This is a genomic window from Marinomonas atlantica, from assembly GCF_001639725.1.
Taxonomy (GTDB): domain Bacteria; phylum Pseudomonadota; class Gammaproteobacteria; order Pseudomonadales; family Marinomonadaceae; genus Marinomonas; species Marinomonas atlantica.
The window spans coordinates 23,390-46,950 of sequence record NZ_LTAW01000015.1 but is presented as its reverse complement, the minus strand read 5'-3'; the positions used below and the strand labels follow the sequence as shown (position 1 = coordinate 46,950).

The 23,561-nt window shown below is 45.3% G+C and carries 22 protein-coding genes; 8 read left to right on the top strand and 14 right to left on the bottom strand.

The window, feature by feature from the left end:
• Nucleotides 1-501 (bottom strand): type 3 dihydrofolate reductase, encoded by a 501-nt coding sequence (gene folA, locus AYW75_RS17895; protein ID WP_067102479.1) that lies wholly within the window; start codon nt 499-501, stop codon nt 1-3.
• Between the two features lie 98 nt (nt 502-599).
• Here folA and AYW75_RS17890 point away from each other — a divergent pair, with 98 nt between their 5' ends.
• The gene (locus AYW75_RS17890) at nt 600-1,451 is read left to right on the top strand and encodes a thymidylate synthase (protein WP_067102477.1); all 852 of its coding nucleotides are present in this window, start codon (nt 600-602) and stop codon (nt 1,449-1,451) included.
• Between the two features lie 78 nt (nt 1,452-1,529).
• On the opposite strand, the gene lgt is transcribed toward AYW75_RS17890, so the two are convergent.
• The 3 genes from lgt to AYW75_RS17875 are packed head-to-tail and all read right to left on the bottom strand — an operon-like array spanning nt 1,530 to nt 5,175.
• On the bottom strand, nt 1,530-2,327 hold the full coding sequence (gene lgt / locus AYW75_RS17885; RefSeq protein WP_067102475.1) for a prolipoprotein diacylglyceryl transferase: 798 nt from the start codon (nt 2,325-2,327) through the stop codon (nt 1,530-1,532).
• Nucleotides 2,328-2,349: 22 nt separating this feature from the next.
• A complete protein-coding gene (gene ptsP / locus AYW75_RS17880; protein WP_067102472.1) occupies nt 2,350-4,638 on the bottom strand; it encodes a phosphoenolpyruvate--protein phosphotransferase in 2,289 nt (762 codons plus the stop codon).
• A gap of 36 nt (nt 4,639-4,674) precedes the next feature.
• On the bottom strand, nt 4,675-5,175 hold the full coding sequence (locus AYW75_RS17875; protein WP_067033679.1) for an RNA pyrophosphohydrolase: 501 nt from the start codon (nt 5,173-5,175) through the stop codon (nt 4,675-4,677).
• A 134-nt stretch (nt 5,176-5,309) separates the two neighbouring features.
• Between AYW75_RS17875 and AYW75_RS17870 the strand changes: the two genes are divergently transcribed.
• Nucleotides 5,310-5,975 carry a histidinol-phosphatase gene (locus AYW75_RS17870; protein ID WP_067102468.1) on the top strand — a complete coding sequence of 222 codons (666 nt, stop codon included), beginning with the start codon at nt 5,310-5,312 and terminating at the stop codon, nt 5,973-5,975.
• A 59-nt stretch (nt 5,976-6,034) separates the two neighbouring features.
• Here the strand turns inward: AYW75_RS17870 and AYW75_RS17865 are convergent, their stop codons facing one another.
• Nucleotides 6,035-6,535 carry a hypothetical protein gene (locus AYW75_RS17865; RefSeq protein ID WP_067102466.1) on the bottom strand — a complete coding sequence of 167 codons (501 nt, stop codon included), beginning with the start codon at nt 6,533-6,535 and terminating at the stop codon, nt 6,035-6,037.
• A gap of 187 nt (nt 6,536-6,722) precedes the next feature.
• On the opposite strand from AYW75_RS17865, the gene AYW75_RS17860 reads away from it, so the two are divergent.
• From AYW75_RS17860 to AYW75_RS17845, 4 genes are read left to right on the top strand one after another with little or no spacing between them, the layout of a single operon-like run.
• Nucleotides 6,723-7,346 carry a nitroreductase family protein gene (locus tag AYW75_RS17860; protein ID WP_067102464.1) on the top strand — a complete coding sequence of 208 codons (624 nt, stop codon included), beginning with the start codon at nt 6,723-6,725 and terminating at the stop codon, nt 7,344-7,346.
• A gap of 13 nt (nt 7,347-7,359) precedes the next feature.
• Nucleotides 7,360-8,178 carry an arylamine N-acetyltransferase family protein gene (locus tag AYW75_RS17855; protein ID WP_067102452.1) on the top strand — a complete coding sequence of 273 codons (819 nt, stop codon included), beginning with the start codon at nt 7,360-7,362 and terminating at the stop codon, nt 8,176-8,178.
• Nucleotides 8,179-8,189: 11 nt separating this feature from the next.
• On the top strand, nt 8,190-9,086 hold the full coding sequence (locus tag AYW75_RS17850) for a DMT family transporter (RefSeq protein ID WP_067102450.1): 897 nt from the start codon (nt 8,190-8,192) through the stop codon (nt 9,084-9,086).
• Nucleotides 9,087-9,090: 4 nt separating this feature from the next.
• Complete coding sequence (locus tag AYW75_RS17845; RefSeq protein ID WP_067102446.1) at nt 9,091-9,684, top strand: Crp/Fnr family transcriptional regulator; 594 nt, start codon at nt 9,091-9,093, stop codon at nt 9,682-9,684.
• A gap of 40 nt (nt 9,685-9,724) precedes the next feature.
• Here AYW75_RS17845 and AYW75_RS17840 read toward each other — a convergent pair whose 3' ends face one another.
• On the bottom strand, nt 9,725-10,921 hold the full coding sequence (locus AYW75_RS17840; protein WP_067102443.1) for a class I SAM-dependent rRNA methyltransferase: 1,197 nt from the start codon (nt 10,919-10,921) through the stop codon (nt 9,725-9,727).
• A 116-nt stretch (nt 10,922-11,037) separates the two neighbouring features.
• Between AYW75_RS17840 and AYW75_RS17835 the strand changes: the two genes are divergently transcribed.
• A complete protein-coding gene (locus AYW75_RS17835) occupies nt 11,038-11,904 on the top strand; it encodes an HDOD domain-containing protein (RefSeq protein WP_067102440.1) in 867 nt (288 codons plus the stop codon).
• A 51-nt stretch (nt 11,905-11,955) separates the two neighbouring features.
• Here AYW75_RS17835 and AYW75_RS17830 read toward each other — a convergent pair whose 3' ends face one another.
• From AYW75_RS17830 to recJ, 8 genes are all read right to left on the bottom strand, one after another.
• Nucleotides 11,956-13,026: an ABC transporter ATP-binding protein gene (locus AYW75_RS17830; protein ID WP_067102437.1), complete on the bottom strand. Its 1,071-nt coding sequence runs from the start codon at nt 13,024-13,026 to the stop codon at nt 11,956-11,958.
• Between the two features lie 17 nt (nt 13,027-13,043).
• Nucleotides 13,044-14,708, bottom strand: coding sequence for an ABC transporter permease (locus AYW75_RS17825; RefSeq protein WP_067102434.1), 1,665 nt, complete (start codon nt 14,706-14,708; stop codon nt 13,044-13,046).
• A 27-nt stretch (nt 14,709-14,735) separates the two neighbouring features.
• The gene (locus AYW75_RS17820) at nt 14,736-15,743 is read right to left on the bottom strand and encodes a Fe(3+) ABC transporter substrate-binding protein (RefSeq protein ID WP_067102493.1); all 1,008 of its coding nucleotides are present in this window, start codon (nt 15,741-15,743) and stop codon (nt 14,736-14,738) included.
• Between the two features lie 282 nt (nt 15,744-16,025).
• On the bottom strand, nt 16,026-17,222 hold the full coding sequence (locus AYW75_RS17815) for a UbiH/UbiF/VisC/COQ6 family ubiquinone biosynthesis hydroxylase (RefSeq protein ID WP_067102433.1): 1,197 nt from the start codon (nt 17,220-17,222) through the stop codon (nt 16,026-16,028).
• 19 nt (nt 17,223-17,241) lie between these two features.
• Nucleotides 17,242-18,546 carry an aminopeptidase P N-terminal domain-containing protein gene (locus AYW75_RS17810; protein WP_067102432.1) on the bottom strand — a complete coding sequence of 435 codons (1,305 nt, stop codon included), beginning with the start codon at nt 18,544-18,546 and terminating at the stop codon, nt 17,242-17,244.
• A gap of 31 nt (nt 18,547-18,577) precedes the next feature.
• The gene (locus AYW75_RS17805; protein ID WP_067102431.1) at nt 18,578-19,168 is read right to left on the bottom strand and encodes a UPF0149 family protein; all 591 of its coding nucleotides are present in this window, start codon (nt 19,166-19,168) and stop codon (nt 18,578-18,580) included.
• 100 nt (nt 19,169-19,268) lie between these two features.
• Nucleotides 19,269-20,111 carry a bifunctional methylenetetrahydrofolate dehydrogenase/methenyltetrahydrofolate cyclohydrolase FolD gene (gene folD / locus AYW75_RS17800; protein ID WP_067102429.1) on the bottom strand — a complete coding sequence of 281 codons (843 nt, stop codon included), beginning with the start codon at nt 20,109-20,111 and terminating at the stop codon, nt 19,269-19,271.
• A 117-nt stretch (nt 20,112-20,228) separates the two neighbouring features.
• Nucleotides 20,229-21,953: a single-stranded-DNA-specific exonuclease RecJ gene (recJ, locus tag AYW75_RS17795; protein ID WP_067102427.1), complete on the bottom strand. Its 1,725-nt coding sequence runs from the start codon at nt 21,951-21,953 to the stop codon at nt 20,229-20,231.
• A 346-nt stretch (nt 21,954-22,299) separates the two neighbouring features.
• Here recJ and AYW75_RS17790 point away from each other — a divergent pair, with 346 nt between their 5' ends.
• A complete protein-coding gene (locus tag AYW75_RS17790; protein WP_067102425.1) occupies nt 22,300-23,532 on the top strand; it encodes a sugar MFS transporter in 1,233 nt (410 codons plus the stop codon).
• The last annotated feature ends 29 nt before the right edge of the window (nt 23,533-23,561 follow it).

Sequence of the window (23,561 nt, the reverse complement as noted above, 5' to 3'; positions counted from 1 at the left end):
TTAGCCTTGTTGATACACACTGAAACGGTAGTCATACGGGTTAGGGCCTTCTGCAGCGAACGACTCTTCCCCTATTTTCTCGTAGTTGTCCCAATTAACTTCAGGGAAAAACGCATCGCCCTTAACCTCGGCATCCACATGAGTAATATACAAGCGATCCACACGTGGTAAGGCCAATTCATAAATTTGTGCGCCACCAATGATCATCACTTCTTCGTGACCGTCTATTAAACAAATATCTTCGCCCAGCTTGATGGCCGCATCCAGCGACGACACCACATCCACACCTTCAGGTTGGTAATCTGGATTACGACTGATGACGATATTTCGACGCCCAGGTAAAGGCTTGCCAATGGACTCATAAGTGTTACGACCCATTACAATCGGTTTACCCATTGTCACTTGCTTGAAGTACTTCAAGTCATTTGGCAAATGCCAAGGTAACGAATTATTGATCCCGATTACACGGTTGCTCGACATAGCAACAATAAGTGACAGCATGTTAGCTCCAGATAAATTTGATAGTGTCGAAAACTCTCAGAGCTTTCTTAGATCTGTTATAGTTACCACCATTTTACCCCAACAAAGGGCTCAATTACATGAAACAGTATCTCGACCTTTGTCATCGTATTATTGATGAAGGTGAATGGGTAGCGAATGAACGTACAGGTAAGCGTTGCCTAACCGTGATCAACGCAGATCTCACCTACAACGTTGGCGCAGGTGAATTCCCTTTAGTCACGACACGTAAGAGCTACTGGAAGTCAGCGATTGCAGAGATTATTGGCTACCTTCGTGGTTACGATAATGCCGCAGATTTTCGCGCCTTAGGCACTAAAACTTGGGATGCTAATGCCAACAACAACCAAGTATGGCTCAACAATCCATACCGTAAAGGCGAAGACGATATGGGACTTTGCTACGGTGCGATTGGCCGTAATTTCCCAAAACCAGATGGCGGTTCAGTTGACCAACTTCGCCTAATCGTTGACGACCTTAGCCAAGGCATCGACAACCGTGGTGAAATCTTCACCTTCTATCATCCGGGTGCGTTGCACATGGCGTGCCTACGTCCATGTATGTATAGCCACCACTTTTCATTGCTTGGTGATACCCTTTACCTAAACAGCACACAACGCAGCTGTGATGTACCACTCGGGTTGAACTTTAACATGGTTCAGGTCTACTTTTTATTAGCCATCATGGCTCAGATTACAGGTAAAAAACCGGGTAAGGCGTACCACAAGATTGTGAATGCTCACATCTACGAAGATCAGCTTGAGCTGATGCGTGACGTACAACTAAAACGCGAACCACTGGCCGTGCCAACCTTCAAAATCAATCCAAACATCAAAACCTTGGAAGATCTTGAAACGTGGGTCACATTGGAAGACTTCGAACTGGAAGGCTACGAATATCACGAGCCAATTGCCTACCCATTTTCTGTGTAGCTATATTTTCTGTGTAGCATTTAGCACAACCAAAAACGCCGCATCATGTATGCGGCGTTTTTGGTTTCAAAGACAGGTTTACTTTTGCGGGTAACGTTGCAGCTTATAGCCAACGATCAGTAGACCAACACCTAACAACACCATCGGTGTCGACAGTATTTGACCTTGTGTTAACCAACCAAATGCAATGTAGCCCAACTGCGGATCAGGCTCTCGTACAAACTCGACCAGAATACGGAAAATACCGTAAAACAATAGGAACATACCGGACACACAATAACGCGGCTTTTGTTTCTGAGAGAAAAACCACAGGATCGCAAAAAGCGCGACGCCTTCAAGCGCGAATTGGTATAACTGAGATGGATGGCGCATCAGTTGCAGCGGATCCCCAGGGAAAATCATCGCCCAAGATACGTCAGTCGGTTTCCCCCAAAGCTCACCGCCGATGAAATTACCTAAGCGGCCCAACCCTAGCCCAATAGGCACAAAAGGTGCGACAAAATCTAAGATATCAATGGTATGTTTTTTTGTTTTTCGGGCAAACATCCACATCGCGAATATCACCCCTAATAACCCGCCATGAAAAGACATACCGCCTTCCCATATACGGAATAGCATCAGTGGATTATCTAAGAACGATGGAAACTGATAAAACAGAATATAACCAAGGCGTCCCCCTAGTATGACCCCCATCGCGCCATAAAAGATCATGTCACTGACTTGCTCGGAGGTCCATAAACCATCAGAGCGTTTAGCACGATACACACCTAAGTAATAAGCTGACACAAAGCCTATAAGGTACATTAATCCGTACCAATGAATGGCGATAGGGCCAAGTGAAACCGCTATCGGATCGATATCTGGGTAGGCAATCATAAAAAGTCTTTCGTTGATGTTGTTACTGAAGAGCGGCCGTTTTAGACGGACGAATGAGTCGTTCGACCCCCGCTTCGCGTACGAGTTTCATCATGGTCTGACGAACGGCATCAGAATGCACCAATGGTAGTACTTGATGCAACATATCTTGCGCTTGAGCCATACTAAGCTTGCGTAAGACTGCTTTGACTTTTGGTAAGCTTGTTGAGCTCATCGACAGGGTGTCGTAACCCATAGCCATGATTAAAATCGCACCCAGTGGATCCCCGGCTAGCTCACCACAAACACTCAACTTAACGCCCTCACCTCGAGTACGTTCGACAATGTCGGCTAAAGCTCGCAGCACCGCAGGGTGGAATGTGTGGTACAAATTTGCCACACGAGAATTATTACGGTCCACCGCGAGCAAATACTGGGTTAAGTCATTACTACCCACAGACATGAAATCGACCATTGCCGCTAACTCTTTGGCTTGATAAACCGCGCTCGGCACTTCAATCATCACGCCAACTAGTGGCATCACCACATCAAAACCTTCTTCTTTCACTTCAGCATAAGCGCGTCGAATTAATGCTAAGGCTTCTTCTACTTCAGCCACATTGGAAATCATCGGCAACATGATTTTCAAATTGTGTAGTCCTGAACTGGCTTTGATCATGGCCCGAATTTGCGCCATAAATATCTCAAGATGATCCAATGTGACACGAATACCACGCCAGCCCAAAAATGGGTTTTCTTCTTTGATTGGAAAATAAGGCAGCGCTTTATCACCACCAATATCCAATGTTCGAATAGTCACTGGTGCAGGGGCAAAGCCTTCAAGCTGCTGACGGTAAATTTGCTCTTGCTCCGCTTCAGTTGGGAAGCGATCGCGAATCATAAAGGGCACTTCGGTACGGTATAGACCGACACCTTCTGCACCTCGATCCAAAGAGCGGTTCACATCTGCCAATAAGCCGGTGTTCACGTATAAGCCTATACGCTGACCATCCAAGGTTTCGCATGGCAGATCTTTAAGTTGCTCGTACTCACTTTCAAGCTCACGCTCTTCATCAACAATTTGCTGATAACTGTCGATGATTGCTTCCGAAGGATAGGTATAAATCTGACCAGAGTAGCCATCCACGATCATGTCAACTTTATCAAGCTTGGTATACGGTAAGTCGACCGCCCCCATTACCGTCGGAATACCCATTGCACGCGCCAGAATTGCTACGTGTGAACTGCTTGAGCCCATCACAGACACCAAACCTTTAACTTTTTCGAGCGGGTATTCACCCAGCATCGAGGCAGTCAATTCTTCACCCACAAGAATCACTGGCCCAGTGATCTCCTCACTAACATTGGTCGTTTTTTCTTGTAAGTGAGATAAGATTCGACGTCCTAAATCCCGAATATCCGTTGCGCGCTCACGCAAGTAAGGGTCTTCCATCTGCTCGAATACTGAGATGTGAAGCTTAACGACCTGACGCAATGCTCCAGGTGCCCAGTTGCCTTCTTCGATCTTACGGACGATTTCAGCAGCAAGAGAGTTATCATCGAGAATTTTTAAATACACATCAAACAATGCTTTTTCATCAGTACTAATGTGCTGACTTAAGCGACTACTAACTTTCTTAATGTCTTTACGAACTGCGCCAAGTGCCTGATAAAAATCTTCGATCTCAGAGGCAACACTTTGCGGTGTTCGATCGGGAATAACGTCTAAATCGGCAGGTGGGTAAATCGCAACCGCTTTACCAATCGCCACACCCGAACTGCCAGCAATCCCCTTGTAGCGAAAGTCTGTTCCCGAAGGTGGCGTATTCGGTGTTAAAGACATCATCGCGCCCGTTGCTTCGGCATGCGCGATAACACCTGCAAGCTGGGCTGATAAGGTAATCAGAAAGGCTTCTTCCCCCTCATCAAAGCGTCGGCGGTCTTCATGCTGTACAACAAGCACGCCAAGAACTTGACGATGGTGGATAATAGGCACACCTAAGAATGAACGATAACGCTCTTCACCAGTACCACTTAAGTAATGGAAGGCAGGGTGGACGTGCGCATCTTCTAGGTTAACAGGCTCCGCTCGACGTCCCACTAAACTGACCAAACCCTCATCGGATTTAAGGCTGAGTTTGCCCGCGGCGTCCGCATTTAAACCACGGGTTGCCATTAGTACGTAATCTTGACTGTTAGGATCGACTAAGTAAATTGAGCACACTTCAGAGCGCATTGCCCGACGCACACGACGCACAATAATATCGAGCGCAGCTTGCAACGACTGAGCCGCTGTAACTTCTTGGGTGATTCGTCTCAATAAACTTAACATAAATCCTCTACTGTCTGGCGCAGGATAAAGCGAAGCTTATGCCGGCTTTTTCGTACGCTTTAACCATCTGTGTGCATTGGGAACGAGTTCCTTTAATGCACGACGATAGACATCCTTTTTGAACGCAACCACTTGGCCTAACGGATACCAATAACTTACCCAGCGCCATCCATCAAACTCTGGACAATCACTGCTATCAACACACACGCACGCATCTGCACAGCGAATGGAAAGCAAAAACCATTTCTGTTTCTGTCCGATGCATAAGGGTTTGCTATTGTGACGCAGCATTCGCTTAGGAAGCCTGTAACGCAACCAGCCTCGGGTTCTACCAACGATCTCAACTTGATGTGGCTCTAACCCCACTTCTTCCTTGAGTTCGCGGTATAAGGCTTGTTCCGGTGTTTCATCCGCTTTTATGCCGCCTTGGGGGAACTGCCACGCGTTTTGTCCTACGCGCCTCGCCCAAAGAAGCTGGCCTCGTTCGTTCATCAAGATGATGCCTACATTCGGTCTGTATCCGTCTGCATCAATCACGAGGTCTCACCTTATAACTAAAAACTAATGCTCATCATTGTTCCATAATTCCGTGTTTCACACAATTAATCGGGATGTTATTTGTCAATGCCGCCGTTATACTGTGCAACATAATTCAATTAATAGGTGATGCTGTGACACTGGCAATATTTGACTTAGACGGAACGCTGCTAAGCGGCGACAGTGACTACAACTGGGGGCAGTTCCTAGTTGAGAAGGGCTTAGTTGATACAAAACTCTATAAACAAGCGAACGATCGTTTTTTTCAACAGTATCAAGCAGGCGCATTGGATATTTATGAATATTTAGCATTCAGCCTAAAACCGCTCACGCAATTCAGTAAAGCCGAGCGTGACGCATTACATCAAGAGTTTATGGATGTAAAAGTACGTCCGATGATGCAAGAAGAAGCCTCTAAACTACTGAAGTTTCACAAAGACCAAGGTCATTTTTTGTTATTGATTACCGCGACAAATCAATTTGTAACGGGCCCGATCTCAGATTCTCTCGGTATGGATCACATTATTGCGCCCGTCCCGGAAGTGATTGATGATCAATACACGGGAAATGTCGTCGGTATCCCGAGCTTCCAAGAAGGTAAGGTAACTCGCTTAAATGATTGGCTAAAAGAAACTGGTCATTCTATGGAAGGCAGTTATTTCTATAGCGACTCTCGCAATGATTTACCTTTGCTTGAATTGGTTGAACACCCTATTGCTGTAGACGCTGACCCGACCTTAACAGAGATCGCAAAAGAGCGCGGCTGGCCACATATTTCTCTACGTGGCAATTCTATGTAGTCTCTATCATCATAAAAAACGCAGTCGATGCTGCGTTTTTTATGATTGTTCAGTATTCGCTAGCGCTCAATGCCACACTCATTAATCAGTGCTTGAGACAACGTATTATTGTTAGCGTAGAAGCTTGCAGACGTCACTACTTGCTTATTAATACTAAGCAACGAAACATGGCCCTCTTTACTTGGAAGCGTCGCAGATATATCCCCTTCTCGATCAAGCCAGATAGGATAATCATAAGTACGCATTTTAGGTACTGCCACCATCTTTGAAATCAAACTCGGCATACCACTGATATCAGCAAGGTAAACTAACTTTCCTTCATCCAAACAGCTCTTATCAAGCCTATCAAGCGCACTTTGAAGCACTTCTTTGGCTGACATTCCTTCTACAAACATAAGTGCCTGCATTGAATTTTGGTTTTTAAACGGTTCGCCGTACTGATTCTCTATTCCTTTCAACGTTACTTTTGTACCTACTTCTAGTGGCGTAACTGTCTTGGATGCACATCCGACTAGTGGCAACATCAGCAACAGGGCAAGCAGCCCAATTAACCGTTTCATTTTCTATTACTCCGTGTAGGTGGCTTCGCCACAGGTTTTACAAACATCAAAAACTTGATTGTTGCGGATCTTAGCGTGACTTTAAATTTAGGTAAAATTTTTAGGGTACTAAACTTAGGTTAATTATTTTCAGTTAAAAGCTGGCTAAAGTGACTGAACTTACTTATTAATTCAGAGGTAAACAGTCATGACTACTCTTCCAGCCTTGAAATGGCGGCATTCATTAAAGCACTTTTCCAGCAAGAAAGTTTCCAAAGCACACATTGCTGACCTAACGGAAGCGGCCAGACTTTCCGTCTCTTCTTACGGTTTACAACCTTATCAGGTATGGGTAATAGAAAACCCAATCCTACTTAAACAACTTGCTAAGCATACGTTTAATCAACCCCAACTACACGAATGCTCACATTTAATTGTATTCGCTCATCAAACTAAGATTGGTGATGAGCTCGTTGATCAATACTTTCAACACTACTATGAGCAAACAGGAGCCGAGATAGGCAGTCTCGATGGTTATTCTGATCACATTAAATCTGCAATAGCAGCTAAAAGCCATCAAGAGCAACAAAACTGGGCGCAGCAGCAAGCTTATATCGCTCTGGGTTCTTTGTTAACAGAAGCAGCCACACAAAGCATCGACACATGCCCTATGACTGGCTTCGACATAGAGGCATTTAATCAGCTTTTGGGGTTTGAAAACCAAGGTTTGAACACCTGCGTCATTTGCGCTGTTGGCTACCGAAACGACTCGCTTGAACTTCCAACAAAAGTTCGTATTCCAAGCCAAGATCTTGTTCAATTCTTAGCGTAGGAGCTGAATAACAATGACTTACACCGACTATTTAAAAGCGCTAAATCTGGCTCGTCCTCAAGAGCCTAATTTAGACTTTTTAAACGCTTTTACAGTGCATCATATTGAGCGTTTCACATTTAACAACTTAGCCGTTTTACTACACAAAGATCTATCACTAGACAGTCAATCCATACTTAAAAAAGTCGTTCAGCGCGGTGCAGGAGGCTACTGCTTTGAACATAACAAAATCGCCTATGAAGCACTTGCCGAATGGGGCTTCAATGTCCGTTTGGTTCTGGCAAAAGTCATTAATAACAACGAACGACCGGTACCTAGAACGCATCGATTGACCATCGTTGAGTGTGCGGGGGAAACATATTTAGTGGATGTTGGATTTGGTGCGACGTGCCCTATTTTACCCATTGCTTTCAACCGTAATACACCTCAAAAAGCAGGACTTGAGTATTACCAAATTCGAGCCACCAATCACAATGAGTACGAATTACTGTTACTTAAAGAAGGCGAGCCTTTCATCTTGTACCGTTTTGATCTTGCTCAGTACAGTGATGCGGACTGCGAAGTCGGACATTTTTACTCGCATAAACATGCATCCGCCGTATTTGTAAATAATGTTGTGGTAAGTCAGAAAACACCTACGGAAACATTCTCTCTCGCCAATCAAAGATTTAAACATGCCACAGAATCTTCTGAATCTGTCTCAATTATTGATTCGCCGGAGAAATTATGTGGAATACTCCGAAACACCTTTGATCTCTGTATCGAACCCGAGCTTTGTGAATTTCTATATACTCATCATATCGCCCCGAAACTAGAAATTACGAAAAACTAAAGGAAGCCATTATGCATTCTATTCTAGTGGCGTTGCTTTGGGCTGGGTTGATGGCTTCATCTTTTATTGCCTCAGCCTATATCACCCCCTACGCGTCGCCTCTGGCGACAACAGGGCTGCGCTTTACCTTAGCGCTGCTAGTCATGTCGCCAATCTACTTTTTCATCCAACGTTCGACTAAAAGCTCTCTGATAACCGTGTTCAAATCGCCTATTTTAACGCTTCGCTATTTACTGATAAGCGGGTCCTTAGTCGGGTTCTTCATTGGACTTTTTACCGCTTTGAAAACAACGTCCTCTTTGAATACCTCGGTCATGTATACTTTCGTACCGTTATTAGGTGCCATGCTAATGTTCGCTTTTGGTCAGCGCACGTCGTTCAAACATTGGCTGGGGTATATGATTGGATCCGCTGGTGCAATCAGTGTCTTAGTCTTTACTCGCGAAGGTCAAATGGTCTGGCATATTGGCGATGCCATTTATTTTATCGCGTGTGGATTATTGGCTTTACATATCATTAGTGTGCAGCACTGGGGAGGACACGTCGCCGCTTTTGAAGGCGCTTATAGAATCATGCTGTTTGGCTCGGCTTGGCTCATTCCAATTACCCTAACTTGGGGCGATTTAAGTCATGTCGCTTGGCAAGCCTCTAAATTTTGGCTACTACTTATCTATTTGACACTGTTTACGACGCTACTCACCTTTGTGCTGCAACAACTCGTTATTCGTTATGGGGGCGCATCACGTCTACTGGCGTTTAGCTATACCATACCGATTTGGGTGGCTATTTATCAAGCCACACAAAGCGAAGCCATATTGCTCTTTTCTTATGGTTTCGTGATCGGTACTTTTATGGTGCTACTGGCAATCCTAATGATAGACAGTCATCAGACAACACTCTCGGAATAGAGATATGGACAAACAATATTTGACGCATCAACTGATGCACTTTTTCGACCAGTATCAACAAGGTATTCATTGGGATTCTTTGGCGCTTGAGATCAAAGTGCATTCACTTAGTAAAGGGGAATGCATATTAAATCAAGGTGAGGCAAGCGCAAATATGTTTTTTCTGAGCCGTGGTTTAGTGCGTTATTACAGCCTCTCCGAAAGTGGCAAAGAATACACTCAAACATTGGCCAAAGCGCCTAAGCTGGTAGGTTCGACTCGTGCACTGACGCTTGCTCAGCCTGCATCTTTTAGTATTGAGGCTGTTGTGGACAGTGTTGCCTTTTCATTTTCATGGCAATCCTTTTATCAACAAATGAGTCAAGATCTAGCGTTTACTCAAGCCTATATTAAGTTCTTAGAAAGTATCTTTATTGCCAAGGAACAAAAAGAGCATGCCATGGTGAAATATTCTGCGACGCAGCGATACTTGGATTTTTGCCGAGATTTCTCTGAATTAAAAGACACATTACCCAAACAACAAATTGCATCCTATATTGGGATTACCCCTATTGCTTTAAGCCGCATAAGAAAACAATTACAAAACAACCTCCCTTAAAAAAACGCAGCCGAGGCTGCGTTTTCTAGTATCAACAGGACTATAAGCCCATATTGTTATGTATTCGATAGAACAGTGCTTTTAGGTACTCTGTTTCAGGAATCGCAGGATGTACCGGATGATCAGGTGCTTGCGTACCGCGGTAGACTAACTGAGAGAAGCGCTCTAGCTGACGACTATTACTGCGCACGATATCATGCAAACGGCTCGTTTCTAAATGCATTGAACATGAGCCAGATACAAGAATGCCACCTTTTGCAACCAATCGCATCGCTAATTGATTTGCGCGATGATAAGCCCCTTCTCCAGCTTTGATGTCTTTACGGCGTGCAATAAATGCTGGAGGATCCATAACGACGACATCAAAACGTTGTTTCTCTTCGATCAAAGACTGCATCGCTTCAAATGCATCCCCTTGTAACAGATTGGATTCACCTTCGTACTGGTTTAAAACAAGGTTCGCATCCGCATGATCAAGTGCCGCTTCCGAAGCATCTATGAAAGTCACATCCGTGGCACCGGCTGCAGCAGCTTGGACACCCCAACCGCCCACGTAAGAGAACACGTCTAAAACACGCTTACCTGAACAGAAGGTTTGCATGGTTTTGCGGTTTTCACGATGGTCGTAAAACCAACCAGTTTTTTGACCGTCCCAAACCGGCGCTTGGAAAAGTACGTCGTTCTCTTTTAAATAAACGACTTCTGGCACATGACCAAACACTTCTTCAACGTAGGTATCTAACCCTTCAACATTGCGCATTTTGCCATCGTTTTTCATCAAAATGGCGCTTGGCTTAACCACTTCTTGCAACGCCTCAATGACTTCGTCTTTAATACGTTCAATGCCAGCAGTAGAGATTTGTACCACTAGAATATCAGCAAAGCGATCGACAACCAGACCAGATAAGCCATCTGAGTCACCAAAAACCAAGCGATAGTATGGCTCAGGGTATGTCATATCACGCAACGACAACGCAATTTTCAATCGATGAATAAGAGTCGATTTGTTTAACACTGTATCAACGCTACGGCTAATCAAACGACCACAGATCAGTGTATTAGGGTTAATCATTGCTACACCCAAAGGTTTACCTTGGGCCGTTTCAACAATTACTTGATCTCCAGCATTAAACTGCTTTAAAGGCGTCGCATCCATGTTCACTTCATTGCTATAAATCCACTGATGGCCAGCACGAAGTCTTCTGTCCGCTTGCCCTTTTAACCTAATTACACTCAAAATTCTCACCAAGGTTACGTAAAAAACGCTATTATAATTGTTCAGTGTTGGATTTCTACGATAATGGTGTATTTCGTGATCTTTTCATTAAGTAGATTCAAAAAAAAGAGGCTCCAATGTCTACTGGTATAAATGACGATCAACTCAAACGCGTGCTTCAGGGGATCGCTATTCCGCCACAGCCGCAGGTCATGGTAGACCTACATATGGAACAAGCGATGCCAGAGCCGGATATGAACCGCATCGCACAAATCATCTCGCAAGATGTTGGCTTATCCGCCGCCGTACTTAAATTTGTGAACTCGGCTTATTACGGATTACCCCGTAAAATATCCTCTATTCAACAAGCAGTGATGATGCTGGGTATACATTCTGTCTCAAATATTGTGAATGGCTTAGCGGTCAAAGGAGAACTCTCCGATGGTGCTATTGAGGAAATGCATAACTTTTGGGACAACGCGATGGATGTTGCAGCCGTCTGTTCTAGTATCGCCCATCAAATTGGTTTTAAGTATCAAGACGAATGTTATGCGTTAGGTTTGTTCCACAATGCAGGTATTCCGCTTATGATGAGCCGCTTTAAAGGCTACAAAGCAGTGTTAGAAGAAGGCTATCAAAGTTATGACTTTGAACTCACTGATATTGAAAACCGTACCTTCCGGACCAATCACTCGGTTGTAGGTTACTATCTGGCAAAATCTTGGGCCTTACCCAAAGCCTGTTGTTACGTCATTGCTCATCATCACCGTGCGCAAAAGCTCTACAATGAACGTATTGCTGGCGACAGTAAGTATCTTACCTTTATGTCTATTTTGAAAATGGCAGAGCACATCAGCACAACCTATAAACACTTAGGGAAAGCCGCTGAAGATTACGAGTGGATGCAAATCGGACACTTTGCATTAGAGCATTTATCGCTCACCGAATATGACTTCGAAGGTATTATCGATACATGCCGCGAACAAGGTATTGGTAATCTTTAATCCCCAAACTTAAAAAAGCACCTGAGGTGCTTTTTTAAGTTTGGCGCCCACTCAATTCGTAGGAAACATCACTAGGTGATCTAAATTGACGCTTAGGCCAATTTCTTGGCCTACAGAATGGTTGTGATGCGACGACGCAAAGCAATAAGTTACTTTTCCAGATGGCAATTTCACACGATATAAAAAGTAAGACCCACGGAACCATTTACTGACAATTAGGCCTTTGAAAGCACTGTCATCATCGTGCAAAATGTCATCAGGGCGAACCAGTAAGTCCACTTTCGCACCAGACTTAAAGCCATGATCCATATCACCATGAATCTCACCTAGATCTGAATGCACGCAGTTATCACCACACACAACAGCTGGCAAGAAGTCACCCTGGCCAATAAACATGGCAACAAAGCGAGAGGCTGGCTCATGGTAAATCTCGTAGGGCGTTCCAACTTGTAAAATACGCCCAGCTTCCATGATTGCGACCTGATCCGCCATCGCAAACGCTTCCGCTTGATCATGTGACACAAGAATCGCACCCACTTTTTCATGCTGCAAGATGGCACGAATATCAGGTACAAGCTCTTCTCGCAGCTTCGCATCAAGCCCTGAGAACGGCTCATCCATTAGTAAGAGTTTTGGTTTTGGTGCAATAGCACGGGCCAATGCAACACGCTGTTGCTGCCCACCTGACAAGGAGTGTGGATAGCGTTCGTTATAACCCTCTAAACCTACAAGTTCGAGCAAGTACTCAATGCGAGCCTGAACCTCTTTTTTCGACCAGCCTTTTAGGCCAAACGCAATATTGGCGCCAATAGTTAAATGCGGAAATAAGGCAATGTCTTGAAAGACCATACCAATGCTACGCTTTTCAGGGCTCAGTATTTTCGTTGGAGAGGACAACACTTCATTATCAAGTGTAATTTCACCGCCCATAAGCGGCTCAAAACCGGCAATGGCACGTAGTAAAGTCGACTTACCGCAACCGCTTGGCCCGAGTAAGCAACCTATCTGGCCTTCGACAATTCGAAAGTTAGCCTCTTGCACCACAGGTATACCTTGGTAACCCACTGCGATATTGCTTAATTTGAGTTCTTTTAACATTTTATTGGGTGGCATTGCTGTCATGTTATACCTCATTAAGCCTAATGCTGTGCACTGGATGAAATAGATCGGCTTAACAAAATCACTGGAATTAGGCCTACTGCGACAATCATTAATGATGCAGGAGCAGCATCCACTAGACGCTCGTCAGAAGCCAGTTCAAACGCTCTGACAGCCAGCGTATTAAAGTTAAATGGACGCAAAATTAATGTTGCTGGCAACTCTTTTAAGACATCAACAAAAACAATTAATAATGCTGTGAGTACAGAGCTTTTTAATAAAGGTACATGGATACGACGCAGTACCTGAGCTGGCGTACAACCTAATGAGCGGCCTGCCATATCCATGCTTGGCTTTATTTTCCCTAAACCACTTTGGACCGAGCCTAACGACACCGCCATAAAGCGTACGGTATAGGCAAATAATAACGCTGCAATGGTCCCAGAGAAAAACAACCCGATTTTAGTATCAAAGGTATGCTGAACAAATTCAATGATTCGATGATCTAACCATGCTAATGGAACAATGACTCCAATAGCAGTAATAGTACCCGGTAAAGCATAGCCCATACCTGAGGTAACAATCGCTGTTTGAACACTTCTCTCTTTATTCAGTCGCCCAGCGTACGCTAACACCATAGCTAACGAGACTGCGATCAAAGCCGCTAAAGCCGCCAAATAGAATGAGTTCCAAGCCAGCTGTATAAAACCCCAACCCACTGCCTCGGCTTCAAACACTGCCCAATAGAACAATATCAGTGCGGGGATAACAAAGCCCGCTAAAACAGGAATAGCACACGCCGTAAAGGCTGCGACACCATAAATACCGCGCAACTCGATTTTACGTTGGCTGGCTTTACGCAGACCAGAAGCATGGTACGAAATTTTTCTACGGGAGTAGCGTTCAGCAAAAATGAGCACAGCTACAAACAACAACAAGATACCAGCCAGCTGCGATGCAGCCGCCAGATCACCAAACCCATAAAAAGTACGCATGATGCCCGTTGTAAAAGTCGTCACGCCAAAATACTGCACGGTACCGTAATCGGCTAAAGTCTCCATCATCGCCAATGTTACACCCGCTACGATAGCAGGTCTGGCCATAGGTAATGCTAAACGAAAAAACGCCTGTGGCGCAGAATAACCAAGTGTACGACACACTTCTAAAGTATTCGCCGATTGTTCCAGAAACGCCGCACGGCTCATTAAATACACGTATGGATACAGTACTAACGAAAGCATCACAAAGGCGCCGCCTAAAGAGCGCATTTCAAAGAACCAATACTCACCGTACCCTAATCCTGTTACATCACGAATAAAGGTTTGTACAGGCCCAGCAAAATCAAATAAGCCCGTGTAGGTATAAGCAATGATGTAAGCTGGCATCGCAAGCGGTAGGAGTAACGCCCAAGCGAACATTGATCGCCCTGGGAAATCGCACACACTTGTTAACCAAGCCGCTGGAACGCCCATGGCAAGTGTCCCTAGAGTGACACCCAACATGAGTAAAAGGGAATTGGAAATGTAATCAAACAGCAAGGTATCTAATAAATGCTGCCATACACCACTGCCACCTAAAAAAATATTGACCAAAATGATCAACACAGGCACAGCCAATAACAACGCAATCGTAATTGCGCTGAGCTTTAATAAAGAAATCCTGCTACGGCTTTGCGCAGCAGGATTTACTTGAGTCAATGTCGACATTAATACACTTACTCTAGTTCAGTGAGATTATTTCCAGCCCGCAGTATCCATCATTTCAACCGCCATACGGTTATTATCGCCTAGAACACTTAGAGACATAGAGTCAGCTTTAAATTCGCCAAACGGTTGCAAGCTCTTTGGTGGGGCAACACCGTCAATAACAGGGTATTCGTTATTAACATCAGCGTACCACACTTGGCTTTCATGATTCGTTAAGTATTCCACTAACAACTTGGCATTGTCGATATTTGTCGCTGAGGTTGTTAAGCCAATGCCACTTACATTGACATGCGCCCCACGATCACCCTCCGTTTGGTTGGGCCAAAATAACGCAACTTGATCATATACAGCACGATCTGATGCCTTATCGCTTTGTCCTAGACGGCCAAAGTAATACGTATTCGCCAAGGTCACATCGCACACGCCGGCAGCAACTGCTTTGAGCTGATCGGTATCACCACCAAATGGTGGACGAGCGAAGTTGGCAACAAAGCCTTTTACCCATTTTTGAGTCGCTTCTTTTCCATCCGCTTCAATCATGGACGCTACCAGTGATTGGTTATAGATATTCGAAGAAGATCGCGCACAGATACGACCTTTCCATTTAGGGTCAGCCAGAGCTTCGTAAGTCGATAGCTCACTTGCATCTACTTTTTCTGGATTATAGAAAATCACACGTGCACGCTGTGACAGTCCATACCAATACCCATCGCGATCATGTAAGTTGTCAGGCACGACATCATTCAGCACATCGGTTTCAAAAGGTTGCAACACACCCGCTGCTTTAGCACGGTATAAACGACCCGCATCCACCGTGATAAAAACATCAGCAGGGCTCGCACTGCCCTCAACTTGTAAACGACGCAACAACGCATCGGCATTACCTGTAACAAGGTTTACCGTGACATCATTGGCTTTTGAAAAAGCGTCCAAGGCTGGTGCAATCAACGCTTCTTTTCGCGCCGAGTAAACATTCACTTCACCCTCGGCAGTGACCAATGTACTGCCTAACACAGCACCGGCCACTAGAGCCATTGAGATACTTTTACTAACCAAAGTGCGCGCAGACGCGCCAGATACGCTTACTAATGCATTCATTGTTACAACCTTATAAATTCTGAGGCTCGACACATATGAGTTGTGGCTAAACTATTTGAATATCACTATAAATGAAAACTGTTTTTATTTACATAGCTTTTCCGCTTTGATCGTCGCAGACTTGGCAAAAAACAAAATTCACGGGATGAATAGACAAAAAAAGAGAACCAAGGTTCTCTTAAACGGTTATTAGGTCGCTAATTAATCGCTTTTCTGACGTTAGCGAATACCAGAGGCATGAGCCACCAACTGACGCTTAATGGTCGCCGATGAATGACACAATTCCATCCCCATATTGCGCAACTGTACAACAATAGGCTGTTGCGTCATGAACATTCGTTTGAAGGCTTCCATCGACGCCGACATAGCAATATTGTCCAACATACGCGCACGCTGATAGCGACGTAGGACTTTCATCGATCCGAGCATTTCTCCACGCTGATGCGCTTTTACCAGAATAGGCACCAACGCACTGACATCGGCAAAACCAAGATTGGCACCTTGCCCTGCTAAAGGATGAATCGTATGAGCCGCATCACCAATTAAGGCAATCCCCTCTTGCACATACTGTTTAGCATGGCGCTGACGCAACGGAATTGCCATTCGCGGAACCGTAATCGACAGCGCAGAAAAACGGCGATTAATGGCGTACGTTAAGCGCTTACAGAAATCTGCTTCTTCCAAAGCCACCAACTGCTCAGCATCATCAGGCGCCACCGACCAAACAATCGATACGTAATGTTTGTCATCGACACTCGGCAAAGGTAAAAAGGCTAGAATGCCTTCCTCACCAAACGCTTGCCATGCCGTACTTTCATGTGGCTGATCGATCTCAACTGTCGTCACAATAGCGTGATGACCATAATCCCACTCGACCGTTTCAAAGCCATTTTGATGTCGTACTTGAGAGTTCGCGCCATCCGCCGCAATCAGCACAGAACCCTGTAATTGACGATCAGAAGCAAGGTCTATTTCTACACCTTGATCTACTTGGCGTTGAGCAACCACACTGTCATCAAAATACAAATCTATACCGCGGGTATCGTGCACACTTTTCATTAAGGCATTACATAAAACAGCATTTTCCACAAGCTGCCCTAGCGTTTGCCCCTGTTGATAATGTGTATCGAAATCCACATAACCATCCCCAAGTCCGTCCCAAACCGCCATTTTATGGTAGGGAGCAAGTCGATCTTGCGCAATGCGCTGCCAAGCACCTGCTTCTTCAAGCAATTTCTGGGATAACTTTGAGATAGCACTCACGCGTGCATCGTACGCAGGAGGTGTGGATAACGTATAACGGCCAGAGTGTTTATCGATCAAAGCGACAGTTAAGCCTTTCTGAGCGGTTAATACTGCGGTTAACGCGCCAACCATTCCGGCTCCCACAATGACTACATCGTATTCTCTGGCCATACCAAACCTCTACTCCAACTTATTTAGACGCCATCAAGGCTTCAATCTCAGCAATCTCTTTTACCAATCCGTGAGTTAATACGTAGGGACCTTCTTCACGGATGAGTATGTCATCTTCAATGCGTATGCCAATACCACGCCACTTAGGGTCGACTGACTCATTATCTGGATTAATATAAAGTCCTGGCTCAAGGGTCAAAACCATACCCGCTTGCAAAAGGCGGGATTCACCTGCTTCTTTATAACGGCCGCAATCGTGTACATCCAAACCTAACCAGTGCCCAGTATTGTGCATGTAAAAATCTCGATAGGCTTTGTTCTCTATCAGCTCATCGACATCCCCTTGCAACAAACCTAGCTTTACTAGTCCAGTAACCAACACTTCTACGGCTTTGTTATGAAAGGCTTCATACGGGTTACCAACGGTCATTTGGGCTAAGCCGGAATGATAGGCATCCAACACCAGCTGATATAGCTGAGCCTGCGGCTCACTAAACTTACCGTTTGCAGGGAAAGTACGGGTTATGTCGGAAGCGTAACAACCTAATTCACCACCCGCATCAATCAGAATTAAGTCGCCATCGGCAATTTCTTCATCGTTCTTAACGTAGTGCAGGACACAGGCATTATGACCAGAGGCCACGATATTATTGTAAGCAGGAACGCGTGCTCCATTTTTCATAAAAACGTAGTTAAGCTCAGCTTCCAACTGGTATTCCATCATACCCGGCACAACCGTTTTCATAGCTTGGGTGTGTGCTTGAACACTAATCTGCGCTGCGCGTTCCATAATGTCGATTTCAGCAGCGTCTTTAATTAGACGCATCTCATACAATGCATCGCTCAAGTCGACAATACTGGTTGGTGCAACAGCGCCTTGGCGAGCACGTGCTGCTAATGCATCACGCCAAGTTAACGCTTGATCACGCAACAGCTCGTCTTCCATTAACAAAGCGATTTTATCAGCGCCATCGAACAGCTCTAAAGCCAAGCCATCTAACTCATCAAGCTCAACCGCTTGGTCCATACCAAAGGTCTGCATCGCTCCAGTCATGCCATGACGAAAACCATCCCACTGCTCTCGCTCAGGATCTTTTGGCAGCACAGCCATGTGGCTCTCACCTGTCGGTAGAATAAACAGCATCGCGCTGGGTTCATTGAATCCAGTTAAGTAAAAGAAGCTCGAATGCGGGCGAAACTCATAGTCGCAGTCATTATTACGCGTGGCTAACTCACCTGCTCGAATCACCGCAACGGTATGATCACCCAGCGCACTCATTAGGCGCTGACGACGCTCGCGATAAATTTCTTTAGACAGTTTCATTGCATACTCCTTTTACTTCACTCAAGTGCGATTAGTGGAAAAGCGGTGCTTGGCTGGCATCCGTTTTTTCCGCAACACTACCGTGCTCTGAATATAACATCATGGCAGACAAGCGAACGTATTCGACCAGTTCAATTAAATCGGTTTCGTTGTCATTATTCTCTTCAAGGTCTTCCATTTCAGCCTGCATGGCCGAGATGTTGGCAAAATCTTGTAGTACTTGTTTCGCATCGTCTGACAAGTTTGGTTTATGCCCAGATAAGCCGTAACCAACTAAAAAGCCATGAGCCCATTGCGCTAGCGTTGTACCACGTTCACTAAGTGGCGCATCATCGTCGCTCATACAAGGCACCAAGGCGTACTCACCATTGCGGTACAACTCGATCGTTGATTGATACAGTTCAACAATTGCATCACGACTAGCGTCTTCTTTCCAACCTTCGATATCACAGAACTCTGCTACCATGGCTAGCCAGTCTTCTAAAGGTAATGCAACGCCTGACGCCAGATACCCACACAGTTGGCCATGCAATTCAGCCGGTGATGCCGAAATAGATTCGGTAACAAATACATCCGCAATTAAATCGAAGTCCAGCGTATCCAATAACATTTCTGTGGACATGGGGAGTAACCTTTTTGTCTGAATTAAAAAAACAAAGCCGCGCCCATGGGCACGGCTCTTTATGATCTATATATGAGGATCATAAGCAGTCACTTCAAGCTTAGCTTAATTGTTTTAAGCCAGACTCCAGTGTTTGCAAAATCAATGTATTGATTGTCATTGGGCCAACACCACCTGGAACCGGTGTGATCGCTGAAGCTCGCTCATATAATGGCGCAAGCTCAATATCGCCGATGCCACCTTGGTGATAACCAGCATCAATAACAATGGCACCATTTTTGATCCAGTCCGCTTTGATCAGTTCAGGTTTGCCTACTGCGCCAACAATGATGTCCGCTTGTTTAACAATGTCAGAGAGGTTTTGCGTGCGAGAATGGCAAATAGTCACCGTTGCATTGGCATTCAACAGCATCATCGCCATTGGTTTACCTAGAATTGGGCTTCGTCCCACTACAACCGCATGTTTGCCTTCAATGTCGATATCGTAGGCTTCCAATAGACGCATAACACCTGCAGGTGTCGCAGCGCCAAAAGCTGGCTCTTTCATTGCCATACGACCAAAGCCAAGACAGGTAACACCGTCTACGTCTTTATGGGCCGCAATCGCATCGAAGCAAGCGCGCTCATTGATTTGCTCAGGCACGGGGTGCTGAAGCAAGATACCGTGAACATCAGGATTTGCATTTAGATCTTCGATCTTTGCCAGCAATTCTTCTGTGGTGGTGGTTTCCGGCAGTTCAATCGCAAGAGAGTCCATTCCAACGCGGCGACATGCATTGCCTTTCATCTTAACGTAAGTAGCAGATGATGGATCTGCACCTACAAGGATCGTAGCCAATATAGGGGTACCGCCGGTACGTTCTTTTAGTTTAGCAACTTGTTTTGCTAAACGCTCTTCGGTCTCTTTCGCGCATTGTTTGCCGTCAAGAACCAGTGCAGCCATGAATGAACTCCTGCAAAAATTATTCGGTGGTTAAGTGAGGGACGCAGATTATATCCTATTATCAAAGGAATGCCGCCCCTATGTATGCAAATACCTAGGTATTTATTGTGTTAAAATTCAACTCAATGGCTCGATATGATCGACCATTAGCTGCAAATTGCGCTGACCGCGGAATTCATTAATGTCCAATTTATAAACCAACCTCGCTCGCTGCGCAGTATTTGGCCAAACAGTAAGATCGGCAAAAAAGTGTATGCCATCGATCAACATGCTCGTTTGTGGATCGCGTAAGGTTAGCTTAAGGTGTTTTTCCCCAACAATACGCTGCTGCAGTAATTCAAACTCGCCATCAAAACAAGGCTCGGGGAATGCTTGCCCCCAAGGCCCAGCTACGCGTAACTGTTCAGCAAATTCCAGACTAAAATCTTGAGAAGCTAAAGCACCGTCCGTATGAAGCGTCGCTTCCAGTTGCTCTGGGGTCACCCACTCTTCAATAATGTCATCAAAGGCTTTGGCAAAGGCAGGGTAGTCTTCTGTTTTAATCGACATGCCTGCGGCCATGGCATGACCGCCAAATTTGGATAATAAAGCAGGATGGCGTTTTGCTAATAAATCCAGCGCGTCACGAATATGCACACCCGGAATAGAACGAGCAGAACCCTTTAATGTCTCTTCATCCGCTTGGGCGAAGGCAATCACAGGGCGATGGCACTTCTCCTTCATCCGTGAAGCCAGAATCCCGATAACCCCTTGGTGCCAGTCCTCTTTATAAAAGCACATACCATAAGGGAGCTCGCTACCCGTTTCTAGATCTTGCAAGGAACGCTCTGCCTGCTGTTTCATATCGGACTCTATGGCTTTACGCTCCCGATTAAGCATATCCAGCTGCTCGGCATAAGATCGTGCTAACATGGTTTGTTCCGCTAACAAGCATTCAATACCAATAGACATATCATCTAAGCGCCCAGCGGCATTCAATCTCGGGCCCACCACAAAACCTAAATCCGTCGCTTTGATTCGACTCGCATCGCGGCCCCCTATTTCCAGCAATGCTAAAATACCAGGGCGCGCTTTACCGGACTGAATTCGAGCCAACCCCTGTTGAACTAGAATGCGGTTATTGGCATCCAGCGGCACCACATCGGCGACCGTACCAAGCGCCACAATATCTAGATAATCCGACATATTAGGACGAGGGATATGCGCTTTTTCAAACCATTGACGCTGGGTAAGTTGTGCTCGAAGTGCAGACATCACATAAAATATCACCCCAACACCAGCTAAGGCTTTGCTAGGAAAGCCACAGTCTGGATGATTAGGGTTAACAATCGCATCGGCATTCGGCAAGGTATCACCGGGTAAATGATGATCGGTTACAATCACTTTCATACCTGCGGCTTTTGCTGCAGCAACCCCCTCCAGACTCGCAATGCCATTATCGACCGTGACCAATACATCGGCCTCCAGCTCTTGCACTAAAAGCACGATTTCTGGCGTCAGACCGTAACCGTATTCAAAGCGGTTAGGGACAATGTATTGTGGCTCAATCGCCCCCATTGCGGTCAACGCTAATATACCCAGTGTTGTCGACGTCGCACCGTCTGCATCAAAATCGCCAACAATAACGATACGCTGACCCAGCTCAACCGCATCCGCTAAAATGGCCGCGGCATTATCGATGTCAAAAAACTGCTTGGGATGCTCTAAACTCGCAAGTTTGTACTCCAGCTCTTTTAGCCCAGTCACGCCACGGGATCGGTAAATACGTGACAAGGTCGCTGGGAAGTGCGCTGGAAAGTCATTGACTAAATCATCAGGCAGGGTTCGTTGAATAATGCGCATGTAGGAGTCTTTATAATCGGTAGGTTTGAAATACGGTGGAGCGGCTACTGTAACATATTTCCTTTTAAACTTTGCCGTCCCTCGTACTACCACCGCGAGCATGCTTTAGGACCACAGGTTGTAACCACTTTTTTACTTGCCTATCGTCTAACAAAAGTCAGGCTCACCCGCAAAAAAATAGGTGCGGTAACGCTTCGCAAGAAACCGTTACAAAGCAGGTTTGAAATTGCATCATTAATGGAATTTAACACTCATTCACGTATTTTTAACTCTTTTCCGAAACAAGCTCAGTTATTATCCGCGCCCACTAATGATCCCTTTCCATAACGATAAAAAGGTTGGTTTTATGAGCACTCACGCCTCATCAGTGAGCCAAAGCAAGTCGGGGCAACGTTTCGCACTTGTAGCACTCACATCATTATTTTTCATGTGGGGTTTTATTACCTCACTGAATGACATTTTGATCCCACATCTTAAATCTGTCTTCTCACTAAATTACACGCAAGCCATGCTCATACAGATGTGCTTCTTCGGAGCCTATTTTTTGGTCTCTGTTCCAGCCGGTAACTTAGTGAAAAAAGTGGGCTTCCAACGCGGCTTAGGGATTGGACTGATGATTGCAGCCGCAGGTTGCTTACTGTTTATCGGCGCAGCCAAAGTGCAGACCTACTGGGTTTTCTTAACGGCACTATTTGTGCTGGCATCGGGTATCACTATTTTGCAGGTTGCAGCCAATCCTCTTGTGACCATTATGGGCCCTGAAGAGACTGCATCAAGCCGTCTAACTATGACACAGGCGTTTAACTCGTTAGGCACAACGGTTGCACCTATCATTGGTAGTATCCTGATTTTTTCAGCAACGGTTGAGTTCGCGAGCAAAGCACAGGAAGCTGAAAGTGTCATCGTGCCTTATTTTGGTCTAGCGATCGCACTGGTTATTTTGGCTTTGATTTTTACTCGTATTTCGTTACCTACACCAGACCTCGAAGAGAGCAGTCAAACAATTGGAAATACGCAAAGTAGCTTAATGGAATATCGCCATTTGGTCTTAGGTGCTGTGGCTATCTTTATGTATGTAGGAGCAGAAGTATCAATTGGCAGTTTCTTAGTAAACTATTTTGGCCTCGAGCACATTGCAAACATGCCTGAGTCTGAAGCAGCCCACTACATTGCATACTACTGGGGCGGTGCGATGGTTGGTCGCTTTGCAGGGGCTGTATTAATGCAGAAAATTTCAGCGGGTAAGTTATTAGCATTTAACAGTATTGCCGCAGCTGCATTGATTGCTCTGTCTATTAGCAGTGACGGTGTATTAGCAATGTGGTCAATTTTATTAGTGGGCCTATGTAATTCGATTATGTTCCCAACTATTTTTAGCTTGGCCTTGAAAGGTTTAGGTGTTAACACAAGCAGAGGCTCTGGCTTACTATGCCTAGCGATTGTAGGAGGTGCAGTTGTACCGGTTATGCAAGGTGCTTTAGCCGACAACATTGGCTTGCAGATCTCTTTTGCTCTTCCTGTTCTGTGTTATCTATACATTGCTTATTACGGCTTAATAGGCTCTAAAGTTCGCAATTAATCTATTACTAGGTACTTTCTTGATTTGAA

Bases quoted from the DNA above. Each gene is read 5' to 3' on its own strand.
- AYW75_RS17810 (WP_067102432.1), bottom strand. From the start codon at position 18,546: ATGAAACTGTCTAAAGAAATTTATCGCGAGCGTCGTCAGCGCCTAATG.
- AYW75_RS17790 (WP_067102425.1), top strand. From the start codon at position 22,300: ATGAGCACTCACGCCTCATCAGTGAGCCAAAGCAAGTCGGGGCAACGT.
- AYW75_RS17860 (WP_067102464.1), top strand. From the start codon at position 6,723: ATGACTACTCTTCCAGCCTTGAAATGGCGGCATTCATTAAAGCACTTT.
- AYW75_RS17825 (WP_067102434.1), bottom strand. From the start codon at position 14,708: ATGTCGACATTGACTCAAGTAAATCCTGCTGCGCAAAGCCGTAGCAGG.
- AYW75_RS17820 (WP_067102493.1), bottom strand. From the start codon at position 15,743: ATGGCTCTAGTGGCCGGTGCTGTGTTAGGCAGTACATTGGTCACTGCC.
- AYW75_RS17850 (WP_067102450.1), top strand. From the start codon at position 8,190: ATGCATTCTATTCTAGTGGCGTTGCTTTGGGCTGGGTTGATGGCTTCA.
- recJ (WP_067102427.1), bottom strand. From the start codon at position 21,953: ATGCGCATTATTCAACGAACCCTGCCTGATGATTTAGTCAATGACTTT.
- folA (WP_067102479.1), bottom strand. From the start codon at position 501: ATGCTGTCACTTATTGTTGCTATGTCGAGCAACCGTGTAATCGGGATC.
- AYW75_RS17805 (WP_067102431.1), bottom strand. From the start codon at position 19,168: ATGTCCACAGAAATGTTATTGGATACGCTGGACTTCGATTTAATTGCG.
- lgt (WP_067102475.1), bottom strand. From the start codon at position 2,327: ATGATTGCCTACCCAGATATCGATCCGATAGCGGTTTCACTTGGCCCT.
- AYW75_RS17865 (WP_067102466.1), bottom strand. From the start codon at position 6,535: ATGAAACGGTTAATTGGGCTGCTTGCCCTGTTGCTGATGTTGCCACTA.
- AYW75_RS17835 (WP_067102440.1), top strand. From the start codon at position 11,038: ATGTCTACTGGTATAAATGACGATCAACTCAAACGCGTGCTTCAGGGG.
- AYW75_RS17890 (WP_067102477.1), top strand. From the start codon at position 600: ATGAAACAGTATCTCGACCTTTGTCATCGTATTATTGATGAAGGTGAA.
- ptsP (WP_067102472.1), bottom strand. From the start codon at position 4,638: ATGTTAAGTTTATTGAGACGAATCACCCAAGAAGTTACAGCGGCTCAG.
- AYW75_RS17830 (WP_067102437.1), bottom strand. From the start codon at position 13,026: ATGACAGCAATGCCACCCAATAAAATGTTAAAAGAACTCAAATTAAGC.
- AYW75_RS17845 (WP_067102446.1), top strand. From the start codon at position 9,091: ATGGACAAACAATATTTGACGCATCAACTGATGCACTTTTTCGACCAG.
- folD (WP_067102429.1), bottom strand. From the start codon at position 20,111: ATGGCTGCACTGGTTCTTGACGGCAAACAATGCGCGAAAGAGACCGAA.
- AYW75_RS17855 (WP_067102452.1), top strand. From the start codon at position 7,360: ATGACTTACACCGACTATTTAAAAGCGCTAAATCTGGCTCGTCCTCAA.
- AYW75_RS17815 (WP_067102433.1), bottom strand. From the start codon at position 17,222: ATGGCCAGAGAATACGATGTAGTCATTGTGGGAGCCGGAATGGTTGGC.